This is a genomic window from Pedobacter ghigonis (assembly GCF_903166585.1).
Taxonomy (GTDB): Bacteria; Bacteroidota; Bacteroidia; order Sphingobacteriales; family Sphingobacteriaceae; genus Pedobacter; species Pedobacter ghigonis.
This window is the reverse complement of record NZ_CAESCM010000002.1, coordinates 517,583-535,130: the sequence shown is the minus strand read 5'-3', so window position 1 is coordinate 535,130 and position 17,548 is coordinate 517,583. Positions and strand designations below refer to the sequence as shown.

17 protein-coding genes are annotated in these 17,548 nt (G+C 40.5%); 14 read left to right on the top strand and 3 right to left on the bottom strand.

Annotated elements, in window-relative coordinates; genetic code table 11:
- On the top strand, positions 1–852 hold the full coding sequence (locus HWV58_RS05530) for an anti-sigma factor (protein ID WP_175633118.1): 852 nt from the start codon (positions 1–3) through the stop codon (positions 850–852).
- A 258-nt stretch (positions 853–1,110) separates the two neighbouring features.
- On the opposite strand, the gene HWV58_RS05525 is transcribed toward HWV58_RS05530, so the two are convergent.
- A complete protein-coding gene (locus HWV58_RS05525; protein ID WP_175633117.1) occupies positions 1,111–1,812 on the bottom strand; it encodes an AIM24 family protein in 702 nt (233 codons plus the stop codon).
- Between the two features lie 133 nt (positions 1,813–1,945).
- Positions 1,946–3,442 (bottom strand): NAD(P)H-hydrate dehydratase, encoded by a 1,497-nt coding sequence (locus HWV58_RS05520; protein ID WP_235972658.1) that lies wholly within the window; start codon positions 3,440–3,442, stop codon positions 1,946–1,948.
- Between the two features lie 158 nt (positions 3,443–3,600).
- Between HWV58_RS05520 and yiaA the strand changes: the two genes are divergently transcribed.
- Positions 3,601–4,008: an inner membrane protein YiaA gene (gene yiaA, locus HWV58_RS05515; protein ID WP_113950314.1), complete on the top strand. Its 408-nt coding sequence runs from the start codon at positions 3,601–3,603 to the stop codon at positions 4,006–4,008.
- A 16-nt stretch (positions 4,009–4,024) separates the two neighbouring features.
- Here yiaA and HWV58_RS05510 read toward each other — a convergent pair whose 3' ends face one another.
- Complete coding sequence (locus HWV58_RS05510; RefSeq protein WP_175633116.1) at positions 4,025–6,121, bottom strand: M48 family metallopeptidase; 2,097 nt, start codon at positions 6,119–6,121, stop codon at positions 4,025–4,027.
- A gap of 288 nt (positions 6,122–6,409) precedes the next feature.
- Between HWV58_RS05510 and eat the strand changes: the two genes are divergently transcribed.
- The 12 genes from eat (at position 6,410) to HWV58_RS05450 (ending at position 17,531) form a co-directional block, all read left to right on the top strand.
- Complete coding sequence (gene eat, locus HWV58_RS05505) at positions 6,410–7,726, top strand: ethanolamine permease (protein ID WP_175633115.1); 1,317 nt, start codon at positions 6,410–6,412, stop codon at positions 7,724–7,726.
- The gene (locus HWV58_RS05500) at positions 7,723–9,084 is read left to right on the top strand and encodes a glutamine synthetase family protein (protein WP_175633114.1); all 1,362 of its coding nucleotides are present in this window, start codon (positions 7,723–7,725) and stop codon (positions 9,082–9,084) included. Before eat ends, HWV58_RS05500 begins: the two co-directional genes overlap by 4 nt.
- Before the next feature lie 98 nt (positions 9,085–9,182).
- Positions 9,183–10,331, top strand: coding sequence for an iron-containing alcohol dehydrogenase (locus tag HWV58_RS05495; RefSeq protein ID WP_175633113.1), 1,149 nt, complete (start codon positions 9,183–9,185; stop codon positions 10,329–10,331).
- Between the two features lie 79 nt (positions 10,332–10,410).
- Positions 10,411–11,133: a gamma-glutamyl-gamma-aminobutyrate hydrolase family protein gene (locus HWV58_RS05490; RefSeq protein WP_235972657.1), complete on the top strand. Its 723-nt coding sequence runs from the start codon at positions 10,411–10,413 to the stop codon at positions 11,131–11,133.
- Positions 11,120–12,484: an aldehyde dehydrogenase family protein gene (locus HWV58_RS05485; RefSeq protein ID WP_175633112.1), complete on the top strand. Its 1,365-nt coding sequence runs from the start codon at positions 11,120–11,122 to the stop codon at positions 12,482–12,484. Before HWV58_RS05490 ends, HWV58_RS05485 begins: the two co-directional genes overlap by 14 nt.
- 1 nt (position 12,485) lies before the next feature.
- Positions 12,486–12,875, top strand: a complete 390-nt coding sequence (locus tag HWV58_RS05480) for a SpoIIAA family protein (protein ID WP_175633111.1) — start codon at positions 12,486–12,488, stop codon at positions 12,873–12,875.
- 16 nt (positions 12,876–12,891) lie between these two features.
- On the top strand, positions 12,892–13,494 hold the full coding sequence (locus HWV58_RS05475) for a hypothetical protein (protein WP_175633110.1): 603 nt from the start codon (positions 12,892–12,894) through the stop codon (positions 13,492–13,494).
- Positions 13,495–13,682: 188 nt separating this feature from the next.
- On the top strand, positions 13,683–15,632 hold the full coding sequence (locus HWV58_RS05470) for a beta-N-acetylhexosaminidase (RefSeq protein WP_175633109.1): 1,950 nt from the start codon (positions 13,683–13,685) through the stop codon (positions 15,630–15,632).
- Position 15,633: 1 nt separating this feature from the next.
- Positions 15,634–16,026, top strand: a complete 393-nt coding sequence (locus HWV58_RS05465; RefSeq protein WP_175633108.1) for an ACT domain-containing protein — start codon at positions 15,634–15,636, stop codon at positions 16,024–16,026.
- Entirely contained in the window at positions 16,026–16,496 is a 471-nt protein-coding gene (locus HWV58_RS05460) for a CYTH domain-containing protein (RefSeq protein WP_175633107.1), read from the top strand. The genes HWV58_RS05465 and HWV58_RS05460 overlap by 1 nt, the downstream gene beginning before the upstream one ends.
- Before the next feature lie 139 nt (positions 16,497–16,635).
- Positions 16,636–17,100 carry a BON domain-containing protein gene (locus tag HWV58_RS05455; RefSeq protein ID WP_175633106.1) on the top strand — a complete coding sequence of 155 codons (465 nt, stop codon included), beginning with the start codon at positions 16,636–16,638 and terminating at the stop codon, positions 17,098–17,100.
- A gap of 8 nt (positions 17,101–17,108) precedes the next feature.
- Positions 17,109–17,531 carry an SH3 domain-containing protein gene (locus tag HWV58_RS05450; protein WP_175633105.1) on the top strand — a complete coding sequence of 141 codons (423 nt, stop codon included), beginning with the start codon at positions 17,109–17,111 and terminating at the stop codon, positions 17,529–17,531.
- Positions 17,532–17,548: the final 17 nt, after the last annotated feature.

The following is a 17,548-nucleotide window of genomic DNA, read 5'->3' as shown; positions in this document are numbered from 1 at the left end:
GTGGAAAATTTAAAGGCATATATAGAATCTGGAGTACTTGAGCTGTACGTTTTAGGTGATTTATCACCCGAAGAAGCGTTGCAGGTGGAGGAAATAGCAGCTCAGCACCCTGAGGTGAAAGCTGAAATAGCGGCTATTGAGCAGGCTATTGAGCAATATGCTGTGCAAAATGCGGTAGAACCATCGGTAGATGTAGAAATAAGACTATTTGAAAAACTGGGATTGAACGAGGTGGAGGATAACATTCAACCAGAGCCTATTTACACTGAAGAACCCAAAATTATACGTTTGGATGAAAGTGATGGTAAAGTGAGAAATTTACGTTATGCACTGGTTGCTTGTGTTGCTTTATTGATTATCAGCACTGCCGCCTTGTTTATCACATACAACAAGCTTACCGATGCACATGATCAGATTGCCAGTTTAAACCTGGATAAACAAAAGTTTGCTGGTGTAGTAAGCAAACTGGAATTCGAAAACCAGGGCTTGAACAATATGGCCGCAATGGCCGATAGCAAAGAATGGACAACAATTAATATGGAGGGCCAGCCATTTAGTCCTACTGCTAAAATGAAAGTGTATTGGAACAAAAAAGATAAAAGTGTATTGATTAACTATGTGGCCATGGATTTACCTAAAACCGATAAGGAGCACGAATATCAGTTATGGGCCATGGTAAATGGTAAACCGGTAAGTTTAGGCGTATTTGGCAAAAGCGATTCTACTTCGAACGAAGCACTGGTTAAAATGCCGGCCATACAGGAAGCACAAGCTTTCGCGGTAACCATAGAACCTATGGGCGGAAGTATTAACCCTACCATGGATAAGCTGAGCGTAATGGGAGGTGTGTAGATAGAAAAGATGAACAGATATATTAAATCCCGGCCTTGAAAAATGCCGGGATTTTTTGTTTTCATTTTCTTCTGATCGTCATTGCGAGAAGGCTGTTTTCAGCCGACGAAACAATCTTAAACTATAAATTATAGCGCTTGTTGTAGGATTGCTTTGTCGTTCCTCCTCGCAATGACGAAACTTTTTATTGAAGTCTGTCAATGATAATGGATTTAGAAAATCCTGCTTTGTGTTGCCACCAACCAAAAGACAACTAACTTAAGATTTTGCTGCGTACTTTACCTCTTCGTAAGGCTGTACCAATACCCATCCTTCGCCAAAAAACTCCAGCTGGAAAGATTCGCCACTTCCCCTGCCAATAAAAGAACCAAAGGTTAAATTTGTTTTAATGTTTGGACTAAGGTTTTCAGACCAGGCCACTGTAGCATTCGGATCGGTATAAACCGGCTGGTTACCTGTAACCCGCAATAAAATGGGCTCACCATGAGTGGTAATGGCAATGTAACCACTACCCGATAGCTTCACCTGAAATAAACCTCCGCTCATCATACCAGCAATGCTTTTCAGCATTTTAATTTCATTGTTGATGCTTTCTTCTAAAGCCAGTACATCGTTACCATTCACAAAAACGGCTTCGTTCTGGAGTTTAATAATTTTTACTTTCTTGCCTTCATCGGCTAGGTAGAGTTTACCTGTTCCGGCGGCATGCATTAGCGAGGTGCCTTCGCCAGATATGGCTTTTTTTAACAAGCCACCTAAGCCTTTGCTTAACAAGCCTTCTCTTTTAAAGTCGATATTGCCAATGTAAGCAACCATTGAACCGGCTTTGGCCAAAATCTTTTGGTTTTTTAAGTTCACCTCCAGCATGGCAGGTTTTTCCAATTCAAAAAAATCGTTTTCATGTGGATTTTCTGCCGATTCCTGAATGAGCTCATTCAGTGTGTACTCCTTTTGTGCCATAATAATTTAAGTTTTCCGTAAGTTTAAGCTATCTGTTATTTAAAATTTTCCTTTAAACTATACATTTACGGGCAGGAAGTACGAAGTTTAAGCTGGCTTTTTTTCCACAACCGCAGCAAGCCAGTTAAACAAACTATTTGGATATAAGCACTTTAATTTCCTTCGCCATGTTTTGCGCAAGCTGCGATGCGGTAACTACAAATTGTTCTTTTGCCAAATCATCGCCTGTTTGGCCATGAATATAGCAGCCTGCGATAGCCGCATCAGCTGCTGTATATTTTTGTGCTACCAGGCCAGAAATAATCCCTGTTAAAACGTCGCCCATACCACCTTGTGCCATGGCTGGGTTTCCGGTTGGGTTAATATGAACTTTACCAGAGGGCAGACAAACAAAGGTGTATTGGTTTTTAAGTATAATTACAATTTGCAGCTGCCGGGCTTGTTCTCTTGCCGTTTGTACTCGGTCCCACCAGGTATTGTGCTCGCCAAATAAACGGTCGAATTCTTTAACATGCGGGGTAAGGATCGAGTTTTTGGCTAGTTTTTTAATCAGATCTGGTCTTTCTGCCAAAATATTCAAGGCATCGGCATCTATTATCAGTTCGCGATTGGCCGTTATCAGACTTTCTAACAGCCTTTCATTTTCAGCATCCACGTCTAAACCCGGGCCAATAGCAATGGCCTGGTATTTTGCCGGATGCTCAATACGCATGTATTCTACCCTGGGCAAGGCCATAACCTCTGGCAGGATGGTATTGAGTGCTGTTAGCCCGCTTTCGGGTACACAGGCCGTAGTTAAACCTGCCCCGCTATGCAAACAAGCCATCGATGACAGTAAGGCTGCTCCCATGGTATTGGTATTGCCTGCAATAATGAGTGCGTGCCCATAAGTGCCTTTATGACTAAAGAGTTTGCGCTTTTTAAGTATTTTTTGAATGTCTTTCTCTTCGGTAAGGTAAAAATCGGTATCCTGCTGCCTGATAAAATCTTCATCCAGCTCAATGTCTGCTACCTCATACTTTTCAGTCGCCAGGGCCGATTCGGGGAAGAAAAAATTTATTTTTGGCCGTTGAAAACAGATGGTTTTATAGGCCTTTATCCCGTTATAATTATCTGTTAATCTGCCTTCTGCAAAAAAACCAGTGGGCACATCAACTGCATATACCTTTTTATTTAGTTTATTGACGGCATGCGCCAGCTCAGCATAATCGCCGGTTAAAGGCTTATTTAAGCCCGAACCTAAAATGGCATCTATAATTAAATCGGGCTTAATGTGCTTTAAATCACCGGGCTGGTTAATGATGGCTTTTTTACAACGCGATTCATCCAGTCTTTGCAGGTTAATTGCAAAATCATCAGTTTGTTTCGCACTAAAATTTACGATATAAACTTTAACGTTATCGTACCCATTAACCAAAAGCAAGTGTGCAATAGCCAAACCATCGCCCCCGTTATTGCCTTTCCCACAAAAAATTGCGATGCTCTTGCTGGCATCAAATTCATCCCTGATAAAACATTGTACAAATGCACGCGCAGCTTTTTCCATCAAATCGATGGATGCAATGGGCTTATTGACTATAGTAAACTGATCGGCGTGGCGCATTTGCGCAGAAGTAAGCAATGTTAGCATATTACTAATATAATATTTTTAGCTAAAAATTGCTATTGTTAGCCTTGACGGTCGATTTGGCCGAAAAGTATTTCGCCCACACTAAACTTATATTTCTATTTTTATACCTTTTATAATGCTTTAGCGTTTTCTAATGAATTAAATTAAATCTCAAAACAATGAATCAAAAACCATCGAATGCATTCGTGGCAGCCGCCTGGATTGCATTAGGTATCGGAATGATCGGCTTTATTGTGGGCCTGTGGCGTTCTGATATGCTCCTAAACGAAAAAGGATATTATTTTACCGTATTGATGTTTGGCCTTTTTGCCGTAATTTCTTTACAAAAAGCTGTTCGCGATAAACTGGAAGGCATTCCCGTTACAGAAATTTATTATGGGTTAAGCTGGTTTTCTACCTTGTTAACCATCACCCTCCTGGTAATCGGTTTGTGGAATGCAACACTTTTACCAAGCGAAAAAGGTTTTTATGCCTTTGCCTTTCTCCTCTCGCTATTTGGTGCCATTACGGTGCAGAAAAATACGAGGGATAGTCAGATTGTAAATAAAAACCGGGATTCGGAGTAATTTTAAGGCCGGTAGCTTAAATGGCTACCGGCTTATTGTTTTCTGTTAAACAGGCTACTTCAAGGGCTGCCTGAAAATCAAGCAAATTCTTCTTAGCCTTAAAATTTGTATCGTTAATGATCTTTGCAAATAAGTTCAGCGTGCCAAAAAGTTCATCAACCTGATCATCAAAATAGCTGCCACCTGCAAAATATATATAATTCGCTGCGATAAATTTTTCTATTTGCGCTCTATCTTCAACTGTTATTTGTTCGGCATAAAAGGTGTTCGCTAACAACAAACCAAGCTGCTCTTTAAAAACCACTTCCTCATCTTTAACCAGATACATTTGCTGTTCTATCGTTTGAAGTGGTGTACTGGTATGCATAAAAGAAGCTACCTCTACCATTTTAGCATATTTTGCATTCTGGCTTTCTAATAGCGTGTTAATTGCTTTATTATTATTGTAAAGATCTCTAAGCTCAGCAACACTGTTGTGTTTAAAGGCCAGTAACAGAAAATACTCAAATACCTGATGGTCGAGTTGCTTTAAACGATCCTCCAATGCTTCATTTTCAGCTTCTAAATATTTAATCAGTTCTAAACAATCCTCTGGAGTATAGCGCTGCCCGTCGTAATCAAAAGTTTTAACAGGAAATGTTTTATCCTCAATTTGTTTGATTGTATTTAAATCGCTGTTAATACCATCCCGCAGATATAATAAACCAATATTTTCATCGCCGAATAAATCGATAGCCTGCAATTGAAGTGATGTTGAAGGCTTGTCGAAGGTATTTGATTCAAGCTCAATTATCGGGTTTCTGAAATCAAAATAACCATTATATAGCCGGGGGAAAGAATTCTTGCGCTGGGTCTCTAAAAATTCTGTTTCAAACTTCCCGGCATCCGAAACAAGTGGTGAACTGCCATAATCAATAGCATCGAAGAGCTTTTTTGTAATTTGTTCTAAAACATGATCTTTATTTACGAGTAAATCTGTTGCTATTCCTGCTCCATATCCCCTAAGCGGATAATTTAAATTCCTCAAATGTGCTACCCTATCTTTAGTGCTGGGGTGGGACGACCATTGATCTTTCAAAACAAGTTTGCTTTTATTGAATTTGCTGTAATGCTCATCAGATACAATAGGTAAATTATTTTCAACCCTGATCCCCTGAAGATTGGCGTAGAAATCCATTACAAACTTTTGCTGAGGATAAATATTATTGGTTTTCTCTTTTTCCCTGATTTTAGCATTATAATAATCGAAAACGTTATTTAGTGAATAATCGGCCAATTGCAAACGATGAAGGGCTGTAATTAAAGCTTCTGAACCAGCAACACTTGCCGCTACGGCATCGGCATGAAACTCCATTTCCCGAGACAGGGCCAAATGATTCAAATTAACGATATCATAAATCTTTTTCAGAATGAACTGAATACCACTGATGATTTTATTAGCCAAAACCACAAAAATCGCGAAATAATTACTTACTCCGGCTAGCTTCTGTGCAAAGCTGCCGTAACTTTCATTTTCGTAAAGCGTATTGTAGATTACCTGATTAACATTATACACATAGCTTCCCATACGCATACTCTTTTGAGAAAAATGGCCAAATTCATGCGCAAGGATAGCTTTTAACTCATCAACAGATATACAATTCATTAAGCCAAGTCCAATCTGAAGATTTTTCCTAACAGGCAGAAACATACTCCAGAAACTGGAATCATAAAATACCGATGCATTAACCTCTGAAGACAAGTACACTTTTTTAGGAAAATCTGTACCTACTTCTTTCACAATACCATCAATCATTTTGAAAAGTTCGGGTTGTTCTGCTTCAGTAATTTGTGTTAAATGAGACCTATCTATTTTATTCGACTTAAATATAAATTTAACCAGGAAAACCAAAATCAGTATCCCAAAGCATACTAAACCTCCACCCAGCATAATGGTAATAAACATGGGTTTGGCAGCAATCAGCATAAAGCCCGCAAATGCACAAATAAGTGTTAGGCAAATGGCTCCAAAAATTAACAACAAATAAGTGAATATAAAAAGCAAAATGGATCCGATAGACTTACGTGCCATCTTCCTGAAATTTTCGGAGGGTTTGAGTGCGTTATCAAGCATAAAAATAAGTTTGGTAACGCAAGATAATAAAACAGGCAATCTTAAAAATGTCTTTTAAAAAAAATTAACAATAAATTATTGGATTAAAGCCTGTATGGTACTTTTCATTCGCCAACCGGATATTGATTAAAAAACGATAACACTAAGCGCCATTAATTAAACCGAAATACCCCATTAATTTATAAGATAAGAATAAAAAAATCACTAATTTAAACAGCAGATACCGAGGCCAATAGTTTATCATTTTCGAGCAAATCATTGTAAAACTAATTAATATGGCAGGCACATATGGAGCAAAGTAAGGGCTTAAAAAAAACACTTACCCCGTTTATGTTATGGGGACTTGGTGTAGGGTATGTTATTTCTGGAATGTATTTTGGCTGGAATTTAGGCCTCGAAAAAGGTGGCACACTCGGTATGGCCATAGCCACCGTGGCTATTATGGTAATGTATGTTACCTTTAGTTTCAGCTATGCCGAGCTGGCTTGTGCCATTCCAAAAGCAGGTGGTGTTTTCGATTATGCCAATACCGCTTTAGGCAAAAACGTTGGTTTCATTGCAGGAATTGCACAAATGGTTGAGTTTATCTTTGCCCCACCGGCCATTGCTTCTGCCATTGGTGCCTATTTTAATGCTTTCTTCCCGCAGGTACCTATTCTTACTTCTGCCATTGCCATTTACTTTATTTTTACTGCTTTAAATGTATATGGCGTAAAGGCCGCGGCTTCATTCGAGGTTATTGTTACTGTGTTGGCGGTAGGCGAACTTCTTTTGTTTTCGGGCATTACCCTGCCAAAATTCCATACTGAAAACCTTATCCGCAATAATTTCCCCAACGGCTGGAGCGGTATATTTGCAGCCATCCCCTTTGCCATCTGGTTTTTTCTGGGTATTGAAGGTGTAGCCAATGTTGCCGAAGAAACTAAAAACCCGCAACGCGATATTAGTAAAGGTTTTGGCTGGGGAATATTTACGCTGGTGGTTTTGTGTGTGCTCGTTTTCATTTCAACAATTGGTATTAGTGGTTGGGAGACCATTGTATATAAAAACGGGAAATCGGGCGAAACTTCCGATTCACCTCTTCCCCTTGCCCTTTCGATGATTACCGGAGATAACCATTTGATGTATCACCTGTTAATTACCGTTGGTTTATTTGGGCTCGTGGCCTCTTTTCACGGATTGGTTTTGGCCGCTGGCCGCTCCACCTACGAAATGGGCCGCGTACAGAGCATACCGGCCATACTGGGTAAAATTTCACCAAAATTCCAGACACCGGCCAATGCATTAATCGGTAATATGATCATCGGAATTATAGCACTGTTATCGGGCAAAACAGCCGAAATCATCATTATCTCCGTGTTTGGTGCTTTAACACTTTACATCATTTCAATGATTTCGCTAATGGTGCTCCGCAAAAGCAAACCCGAAATGCATCGACCGTTTAAAACACCCGTTTACCCGCTGTTTCCTGTTATTGCTCTGATTATTTCGTGTGTTTCTTTTATCGCAATGCTGATTTATAATCTTAAATTAGGATTAATTTATTCGGGCATTGTTTTAGGCATATTTCTACTGTATAAACTTTTTAAAAAGGTTAATGAATGAGTAAAAGCAAAGAAATTCTGGATTATGTTAAAAACCATCCCTCTGGCAAAGTAAAGTTAGCTGTTGCAGATATCGACGGTATTTTAAGGGGTAAATATGTAGCCGCCGAAAAATTTGCCTCGTTAGTTGAAGGCCGTTTAGGTTTTTGCGATGTTACCTTTGGTTGGGATGCCGCCGATCTGGCCTACGAAAATGGAAAATATACTGGGTGGCATACCGGCTATCCCGATGCCCAGGTCAAAATCGATTTAAGTACATTTCGAAAAATTCCCTGGGAAAACGAAGTTCCCTTCTTTTTAGGCGATTTTATCGATGAGCACGATCGGCCAAATATTGTTTGCCCCAGGCAACTGTTAAAAAAGGTTATTGCCGAATGTGAAAACGAAGGTTTCTCTCCCATTTTTGCACAGGAGTTTGAATGGTTCAATTTTACTGAAACACCCGAAACGGTGCATGAAAAAAACTTCAACAACCTGAAACCGCTAAGTCCGGGTATGTTTGGCTATTCCATTTTGCGCAGCAGCTATAAAAACGAATTTATGAGCGATCTGTTTGAGTTGCTGAATAAATTCGATATCCCGATTGAGGGACTGCATACTGAAACCGGCCCCGGTGTATACGAGGCTGCCATTAAATATGCCAATGCCCTGCGAGCTGCAGATCAGGCTATATTGTTTAAAACAGCTGTTAAAGAAATCGCTTACAAGCACGGTATCTTAGCTACTTTTATGGCTAAAATAAATGAAAACTTACCTGGTTGCAGTGGCCATGTGCACCAGAGCTTGTGGGGTAATGGGCATCAAAACAACCTGTTTTACGATGAAAAAGATACCGATAAAATAAGTGCAACAATGAAAAACTACATGGCAGGGCAGTTACATGGTTTGCCTCATATTTTGCCTATGATTGCACCCACCATTAACAGTTACAAACGCCTTGTAGAAGGAGCCTGGGCACCCACCACCTTAACCTGGGGAATTGATAACCGCACCACGGCATTGCGCGCACTGCCCGGAAGTAAAAAAGCCGCACGTTTAGAAACCAGAATTGTAGGCTCAGATACCAACCCATACCTTGCAATTGCTGCTTGTTTGGCAGCCGGACTGTATGGTGTTAAAAACAAACTAAAACTGGAACAACCTGCAACAAAGGGAAATGGCTACACCGATTTATCGAACGGAACATTATCGCGCAATTTATTCGAAGCCACTGAAAAGATGAAAAATTCTGATTTAGCCAAAGAATTACTGGGTGCAGATTTCGTCGAGCATTTTACCATGACCCGCGAATGGGAATGTAAACAATACGCCAAAGCAGTAACCGACTGGGAACTGAAAAGGTATTTAGAAATTATTTAAAATTCGTCATGCTGAACTTCCGCCCGGATGGCCGGACGGGATTCAGCATCTCTACAAAAAACAGAGCAGAAATAAACTACTGAATAAAACAGAACCACATGATATTCGATAAGATCCATCAGTTTAACTTTCCAACCACCATTCGTTTCGGTGCAGGTGCCGTAAAAGAATTGCCGGCCTATCTGGCTAAAAACAATTTAAAAGCCCCCTTAATCGTTACCGACCCCACTATAGCACAACTTCCATTTTTCAAAAATATTGTTGCAGATTTAAAGGCAAAAAACATCTCGGTTGAGGTATTTAGCGATATCCATAAAAACCCGGTAAAAAGCGATGTTTACAAAGGTACCGATGCCTGGGATAGCACCCAACGCGACAGCATAGTAGGTATAGGTGGTGGTGCGGCCTTAGATGTTGCCCGGGCCATTGTACTCCGCGTTAATCACCGCGAAGATTTATTTAAATACGACGATTTAATTGGCGGCGATGTTTATGTAACCAACGAAGTTCCACATTTTATCACCATCCCAACTACATCTGGCACCGGCAGCGAGGTTGGCCGCAGCGCTATAATTGCCGATGATGAAACGCACCAGAAAAAAATCCTGTTTTCACCCAAATTAATGGCGCAGATTGTTTTTGCAGATCCGGAGTTAACTATGGATTTACCTCCTTTCATTACTGCTGCTACAGGGATGGATGCTTTAACACACAATATGGAAGCTTACCTGGCCAAAAATTTTCATCCCATGTGTGATGGGATTGCTCTGGAAGGAATTTCGCTGATTAAAGATTCGCTGGTTCAGGCAACCAACCATCCTGATTTAGAAAGCCGCAGCAAAATGTTAATGGCTTCGATGATGGGTGCCATTGCTTTTCAGAAAGGTCTCGGCGTAGTACATTCTCTGGCTCACCCGCTATCGTCTCTTTTAGATACCCACCATGGCCTGGCCAATGCCGTAAATATTCCCTATGGTATGCAGTTTAATATTGCAGGCTTCGAAGACCGCTTCAAGAAAATCGCTAGCGCTTTAGCACTTCCCGAACAAAGCGGTGATGCTGTTGTAAAATATCTGTTCGATTTGAATACAAGGGTAAATATTCCGCATAAATTAAGTGATATTGGCGTTAAAAATGAACATATAGAAACACTGGCCGATTTAGCCTTTGCAGACTTTGCTCACCCAAACAATCCGAAGCCGGTAAGTCGCGAAGATTTTAAACAACTGTATCTAACTGCATTATAGCTGGGATTAACCACAATAAGTTTAGGTTTAAAAATTTCGAAAATACCAATCTGTGAAATCTGTGGCAAAAAAATGAATAATGATGTCTGATAAAATTATAATTGGAGTTACTGATTGCAGTAAATTTGATATATACCGCAACTGGGTATTATCCTATAACGAAGCCGTTGAAGTGATCCGGCTGGGTTATAAACTCAATAACTTCGACGAAATAAAAAAATGCCAGGGTATTGTATTAACCGGTGGCGAAGATGTGCATCCCCGTTTTTACCAGCATCCCGAATATTATCCCTTTTGCTACGAAGATGACATGGACGAAAGCCGTGATGAGTTCGAATTTAAGGTTTTAGCCTATACCGAAGCCAATGCCATTCCTGTCCTGGGTATTTGTAGAGGCATACAGGTAGGTAATGTATTTTTTGGCGGCACACTCATCCCCGATATACCAAGCTGGGGCAAATTCGACCATGCTAAAATGCCCGATAAATCGGACAGGTACCATGAAATTAGCATCAACCCATCCTCATGGTTAAGCGATATTGTAAACACCGATAAGGGCCTGGTAAACAGCAACCACCACCAAAGTACCGATAGAACCGGAAAAGGCCTTGTGGCCAGTGCACTATCGGCCGATGGCGTAGTTGAAGCCATGGAGCGCATACAACCCGAAGGAAAATCTTTCCTGTTGTTTGTTCAATGGCATCCCGAAAGATTAAAAGACCAGCAAGGTCCTTTTAGCAAAAATATACACACCGCATTTTTAAATTCAATTGTTAACCGCAAACAAGATGCAAATCATTAATCCGGCAACCGAAGAAATTATTACCAGTTTAACCGAAGATTCAAAAGAAAGTCTTCAATCTAAGTTCGAAATGCTTAAAAGCGCACAGCAACTGTGGGCTGGCAAAAGTTTAACTGAACGGATTTCCATCCTTTCCGCTTTCAGCACTTTACTCGAATCTGAAACGGAAGAACTGGCACATATATTAACCAGCGAGGTGGGAAAACCCTTGCAGCAATCGCGCAATGAAATTAACGGTGCAAGAGCCCGGATTAAGTGGATGCTCGATCACGCCGTAAAATACCTTGCAGATGAGGTGATGATTGATGAACCCGGCTTAAAAGAAATTATTAAATACGAACCGCTGGGTGTAGTCTGCAATATTTCTGCCTGGAATTACCCTTACCTGGTTGGCGTAAACGTTTTTATCCCTGCTTTACTTAGCGGAAACGCCGTCATGTACAAACCATCTGAATATGCTACCTTAACCGGACTTCAGATCGAGAAACTATTAAAGCAGGCAGGTGTACCCGATCAAGTTTTTCAGGTTGCCATTGGTGCAAAGGAAACCGGAGCAGCATTACTGGAAATGGATTTTAACGGCTATTTCTTTACAGGCTCGTACCAGACCGGAAAATACATCTACGAAAAAGTTGCACCTAAAATGGTTCCCTGCCAATTGGAACTGGGCGGTAAAGATCCATTGTACATTGCCGAAGATGTGGCAGATGTTTCCGCAGCAGCAATTGGTACTGCTGATGGTGCATTTTACAACAACGGACAGAGCTGCTGCTCAGTTGAGCGTATTTATGTGCACGAAAAAAATTATGAGGCTTATTTATCGGCCTTTGTTAATGAGGTAAAAAGCTGGAAAAGTGGCTTGCCAACAACAGATGGCGTATATCTTGGGTCTTTAACACGGAAAGCACAGATTTCGGTTTTAGAGAACCAGATAAAAGATGCACTTGGTAAAGGTGCCAAACTTTTAACAGGGGGCAAAACCATCAGTGGAAAAGGTTATTATTTTGAGCCAACAGTTTTAACCGAAGTAACCAACGATATGCTGGTGATGCAGGAAGAAAGCTTTGGCCCCATTATAGGCATCATGAAAGTTAAAGACGATGCCGAAGCTTTAAAAATGATGCAGGATACGGATTACGGGCTAACGGCATCTGTTTACTCTGCCGATCAATCGCGTGCAGAAAAAATACTGGCTCAACTCGATGCAGGCTCCGGCTACTGGAATTGCTGCGATAGAGTAAGTGCTGCCCTACCATGGAGCGGGAGAAAATATTCGGGCATTGGGGCAACCCTTTCTCACCAGGGCTTAAGGGCTTTTACCAAACCAAAAGCATATCATTTAAGGGGGTAAAATGGAGAATAATGTAGATAATCAATTTATAGAAGGCGAAATTGCCGATTACCTGCTGACCGATACAGGCATACTGGTTGCCTACAGTAAAAGTATTTTACGTACCGTAGAAAACATTAAGGCCAATGTTGCGCTGGTTAAGGAAATTACCCATAACAAGAAAGTACCCCTGTTAATTTACCTAAAAAATTCTCCAGTGCCCGATAAAGCGACGCGAAAATTTTCGACCGAACAATTGCCACACATTTACACTGCAATGGCCATGGTTTCGAAACCTGGCCTGGCACAATTGATAATGAAACTGCTCTTTACATTCCAAAATCCTCCCATCCCGATGAAATCTTTCACTGATGATGAAAAAGCCAAAGCATGGTTAATGCGGTTTTTGTGATTTAATCATAAGACATATGATCCCCATAGAAGACATTCGTAAAAACTACGAAAAGTACGACGACGCAACCATTTTAAAAATCATCCGGAGTGCCAAAGACTTACGCACGGAAGTGGTATCTGTGCTGCATGATGAGATTAGAAAAAGGAATTTAGATGTAAACCTGATTGAATTTGTAAAGGATGAAACCAATTTTTATGAAGGAGCCGAAAGGGAACTTTTAGTTAGAGAGATCAGAAACACTGTTTGCACCAATTGCAACTACGAAAGTGAATTGCATGGCTATACTTTTAACACTTTAATGTCTTTCATCCTGGGATGCAATCACGAGCAAAAGGCTCAAATTATTTGTACCTCCTGTGCAAAAAAATTACGTTTAAAAAGTATGCTAACAACACTTGCTTTAGGTTGGTGGTCAAGGTATGGGCTATTTGCTACCCCTGCCACACTTATTTCTGACCTGATTGAGATGGCGAGAAAAGAAAAGTATAGCGATGAGTTAATCAACAATTTTATTGACAATCATACCGGATCGATCAGACGGGTAAAAAAAGGGAATGGAGAAATATCGATAATTATCAGAAAATTCAACCAGAAAAAGCAAGAAGTATCTGACTAAAAACCTTTGCAATTTTATTTGAGTAAATGGATTGCTAAATCAGTTCCGCGCTAATCAGCAAAATCTGCGGGAGCCCTTAACGATCTCTTCCCTCTTTCACATTTCCCTCCAACAAACACCTCCGATTAAATCTTTTTTAATAAATTGCAGGTTAATACTTATTCGGTTAATCCGCAGTTATTTATTTAATGAAAAAATTATTCCTGATTATCACTTGCTGCTTTTTTACAGCCAGCACTTTCGCTCAAAATATTGTTTCTGAAACTGAAAGCGGCGACGCAGATGCTAGTATTGTTCAAACGCCCTGTGCCATTATCCCAGAGCCTGTATCACTCATGAAAAAGGCCGGTACATTTACTTTACCCGAAAATGTAATTATACAAACAACCAAAAGTGCAGAGTTAAAGCAATCAATTGCTTATTTATCAGAACGGATTACCACCGCTACAGGAAAATTTGTAAGCACGTTAAGCAGTTCTACCCACCCTACCGTAAAACTAATCCTGAATGCCCAGGATGATACACAACTGGGTGCAGAAGGATATAAGTTAAATGTAAACCCTACACAGATTGTTATTACGGCAAATAAGCCTGCAGGCATTTTCTATGGAGTGCAGTCTTTGTTGCAGCTCTTCCCTGCCGAAATAGAAAGTAAGGAACTGGTAAAAGACATTAAATGGAAAGCACCCTGCGTAGATGTGATCGATTACCCGAAACTGGGCTGGCGTGGTTTAATGTTCGATGTAGCCCGTCACTTTTTTACCAAGCAGGAAGTAAAGCAGTTTATTGATGATATGGTGCGCTATAAGTTTAACCTGCTGCACTTGCACCTGGCTGATGATGAAGGCTGGCGTATTGAGATTAAAGGCTTGCCTAAACTGACCGAAATAGGTGCCTGGAGCGTTAAAAAAACCGGGACTTTTGGCGACTTTATCCCACCAACTGCCGATGAGCCCCGCACTTATGGTGGTTTTTATACACAAGAAGATATTAAAGAGCTGGTACAGTATGCACAGGAACGTTTTGTAAATATCCTGCCCGAAATTGATGTACCGGGGCATAGTTTGGCTATCATTGCCTCTTATCCAGAGCTATCGTGCACGCCGGATGCGGTGAACTATAAAGTCCGCTCTGGCGAAAAAATAATGGACTGGAGCCGTGGTGCACCTCCAATTGCTTTGGTAGATAATACCCTTTGTCCAGCCAACGAAAAGGTTTACACCTTTTTAGATACCGTAATTACACAGGTGGCCAAACTTTTCCCTTTCAAATACATCCACATGGGTGGCGATGAAGCCTCGCATAACTTTTGGGAGAAGAACGACCAGATTAAACAACTGATGCAAAGAGAAGGCCTAAAAACTATTCCACAGGTGCAGGCTTATTTCGAAAAACGTGTTGAGCAGATTGTGGTGGCAAAAGGTAAGAAATTTATGGGTTGGGATGAGATTTTAGAGGGCGGTGTATCGCCAACTGCGGCAGTAATGAGCTGGAGGGGCATGAAATACGGCATACAGGCTGCTAACGATAAGCACAATGTGGTGATGAGTCCAACTGATTTTGCTTACCTCGATTACATGCAGGCTGATGCCATTACCGAACCAAGGGTTTACGCTTCGTTACGGTTAAATAAAGCCTACCAGTTTAATCCTGTACCGGCAAGTGTAAATGCACAATATGTAATCGGCGCACAGGCCAATCTTTGGACAGAACAGGTTTTTACTTTCCGCCAGGTAGAATATATGCTTTGGCCGCGCGCCTTTGCCATTTCAGAATCGATATGGAGCCCGATTGAAAAGAAAAACTGGACCAACTTTGTTGACCGTACCGAACAGCATTTTAAACGTTTGGATTTTGCCGAAATTAAATATTCGCCAGCCATTTACGACCCGATTTTTACAGTAAAACGCAGTGCCGACAAACAATTAATGGTAGAGTTAACACCCGAAATAGACGGATTAGATATCTACTACAGTTTTGACAACTCGACACCTGATCGTTTTTATCCTAAGTATACCGGAGCACTACAGGTACCTAAAGATGCCAGTATGTTACGCGTAATCACTTATCGTGGTAAACAGCCCATCGGACGATTGATTAGTATGCCGGTTACAGATTTACAGAAAAGAACGAAATAAAATGACAGGCGAAAAAAGCTTAGAAAAGCTGTTAAAAACAATGAAACCAGTACATAATCCTGGCGAATTTGTATTCTGTAAGGTTGAAAATCTAAATGCAATAGATATCAACCTTGCGGTTTGCCTATTCAAAGAAGAAGAGGCAATAACAATAATTCTAAAGAAAGAAATTGCTGATCAATTGGGTTTAGAATACGATTTTGTCGCCTCGTGGATCACATTAACAGCACACTCTTCTTTAACAGCTGTAGGCTTAACAGCAGCCTTTTCTACTGCATTATCACAACATGGCATAAGCTGCAATGTAGTAGCGGCCTATTATCACGACCATATATTTGTAGATTCGAAAGATATTGTGGCAGCCATGGATATTTTAAAACAACTCTCCGAATAATGGGAAAAGAAATAGAGCGCAAATTTTTAATCAATCAACAAAAGTGGGATAGCCTGAATAAACCAGCCGGAAAGCTATTCAGACAAGGTTATTTACTTACCGATAAAAATAAAACAGTACGGGTACGGGCAACAGAAACAAAGGGTTTTTTAACCATTAAAGGGCAAACTGTTGGTGCATCCCGCTTAGAATATGAATATGAAATCCCGCTAGATGAAGCCGTAGAACTTTTGGATCACTTCTCGCAAGCTGAACTTTCGAAAACACGGTACGAAATTGCATTTGAAGGAAAAATGTGGGAAGTAGATGTATTTTCGGGGCAAAATGAAGGTTTAATTGTTGCAGAAATAGAACTGGAAAGCGAAACAGAAGCTTTTAACCTGCCCGACTGGGTAAGTAAAGAAGTTACCGACCAAGAAAAATATTACAATTCCAACCTCACCATTACTCCTTTTAAAAACTGGATTTAACAGTTTATTTATTTTTTATTTACAAATGAGTTAAACCTATTTCATATATTAGATTAATCGGATTCATCCCCGCCGATAAGTAGTTATTTCAGTTTCAATATTTTGAATTTCAAATAATATCAACATAAACCCCAAAAGGATGAAAACAACTAATTTATTAATGAGTATGGTTATTGCAGCTACGCTATTTTTTGCCGGCTGTAAACCCAAAGATGCTGCCATTCAGGCTGCTATCCAGGCCAAAGAAGCTACAGGCATTACGGTGGCTGTTACTAAGGGCGATGTAACCTTAACGGGCGTAGTTGATGATGAAACCGCGAAAGCCAAAGCAGAGGAAATTGCAAAGGCAGAAAAAGGTGTAAAATCAGTCATCAACAACCTAACTATTAAGCCGGTAGAAGCTCCGGTAGTTATTTCAGAAGATACTGTCTTAGTTAAAAATGTTGCCGATGCAACCAAAGATTTCCCAACGGTGAAAGCGGAGGTTAAAGATGGCGTAATTGTGCTAACAGGCGAGCTTAAAAAAGCTTCTTTAATTACATTAATGCAGCATTTAAGTGCATTAAAACCAAAAAAAATCGACAATAAACTAACCATTAAATAACAGCAGCCATGGCATTAGAAGATAAATATAAAGCATTAACTGACGCAGCGACTGCAGCAGGTATAACAGACTTAGCCGTTAGGGAACAAGATGGAATTTTATATATAGACGGAACTGCTGCTGATGGAGCAACTAAGGATCACCTTTGGGACGTTTACAACGAGATTGATCCAAATTTCACATCTGGCGACCTCGTTTTGAATGTAAACGTAGCCATCGATGCTGCCGTTACCCATGCAAAAGTGGTTACAGAAAGCAGCAATTTAAATATTCGCAAAGGTCCTGGTACCGACCAGCCTATTGTAGGCAAGGCGGCCCATGGCGAAGTAATTACCCTGGTAAACCGGAGCAATGATTTGTGGTGGCTGGTGAGAACCAATGATGGTGAAGAAGGCTATTGCTACGCGCAGTATTTAGAAGCTCAGGCTTAAAAATAACAGCCCTCATA

What these genes read in the sequence shown, in the direction of transcription:
- HWV58_RS05525 (WP_175633117.1), bottom strand. Translation starts at nt 1,812, where the DNA reads ATGGCACAAAAGGAGTACACACTGAATGAGCTCATTCAGGAATCGGCA.
- HWV58_RS05500 (WP_175633114.1), top strand. Translation starts at nt 7,723, where the DNA reads ATGAGTAAAAGCAAAGAAATTCTGGATTATGTTAAAAACCATCCCTCT.
- HWV58_RS05470 (WP_175633109.1), top strand. Translation starts at nt 13,683, where the DNA reads ATGAAAAAATTATTCCTGATTATCACTTGCTGCTTTTTTACAGCCAGC.
- HWV58_RS05520 (WP_235972658.1), bottom strand. Translation starts at nt 3,442, where the DNA reads ATGCTAACATTGCTTACTTCTGCGCAAATGCGCCACGCCGATCAGTTT.
- yiaA (WP_113950314.1), top strand. Translation starts at nt 3,601, where the DNA reads ATGAATCAAAAACCATCGAATGCATTCGTGGCAGCCGCCTGGATTGCA.
- HWV58_RS05455 (WP_175633106.1), top strand. Translation starts at nt 16,636, where the DNA reads ATGAAAACAACTAATTTATTAATGAGTATGGTTATTGCAGCTACGCTA.
- HWV58_RS05450 (WP_175633105.1), top strand. Translation starts at nt 17,109, where the DNA reads ATGGCATTAGAAGATAAATATAAAGCATTAACTGACGCAGCGACTGCA.
- HWV58_RS05495 (WP_175633113.1), top strand. Translation starts at nt 9,183, where the DNA reads ATGATATTCGATAAGATCCATCAGTTTAACTTTCCAACCACCATTCGT.
- HWV58_RS05475 (WP_175633110.1), top strand. Translation starts at nt 12,892, where the DNA reads ATGATCCCCATAGAAGACATTCGTAAAAACTACGAAAAGTACGACGAC.
- HWV58_RS05480 (WP_175633111.1), top strand. Translation starts at nt 12,486, where the DNA reads ATGGAGAATAATGTAGATAATCAATTTATAGAAGGCGAAATTGCCGAT.
- HWV58_RS05460 (WP_175633107.1), top strand. Translation starts at nt 16,026, where the DNA reads ATGGGAAAAGAAATAGAGCGCAAATTTTTAATCAATCAACAAAAGTGG.
- HWV58_RS05490 (WP_235972657.1), top strand. Translation starts at nt 10,411, where the DNA reads ATGATGTCTGATAAAATTATAATTGGAGTTACTGATTGCAGTAAATTT.
- HWV58_RS05465 (WP_175633108.1), top strand. Translation starts at nt 15,634, where the DNA reads ATGACAGGCGAAAAAAGCTTAGAAAAGCTGTTAAAAACAATGAAACCA.
- HWV58_RS05510 (WP_175633116.1), bottom strand. Translation starts at nt 6,121, where the DNA reads ATGCTTGATAACGCACTCAAACCCTCCGAAAATTTCAGGAAGATGGCA.
- eat (WP_175633115.1), top strand. Translation starts at nt 6,410, where the DNA reads ATGGAGCAAAGTAAGGGCTTAAAAAAAACACTTACCCCGTTTATGTTA.
- HWV58_RS05485 (WP_175633112.1), top strand. Translation starts at nt 11,120, where the DNA reads ATGCAAATCATTAATCCGGCAACCGAAGAAATTATTACCAGTTTAACC.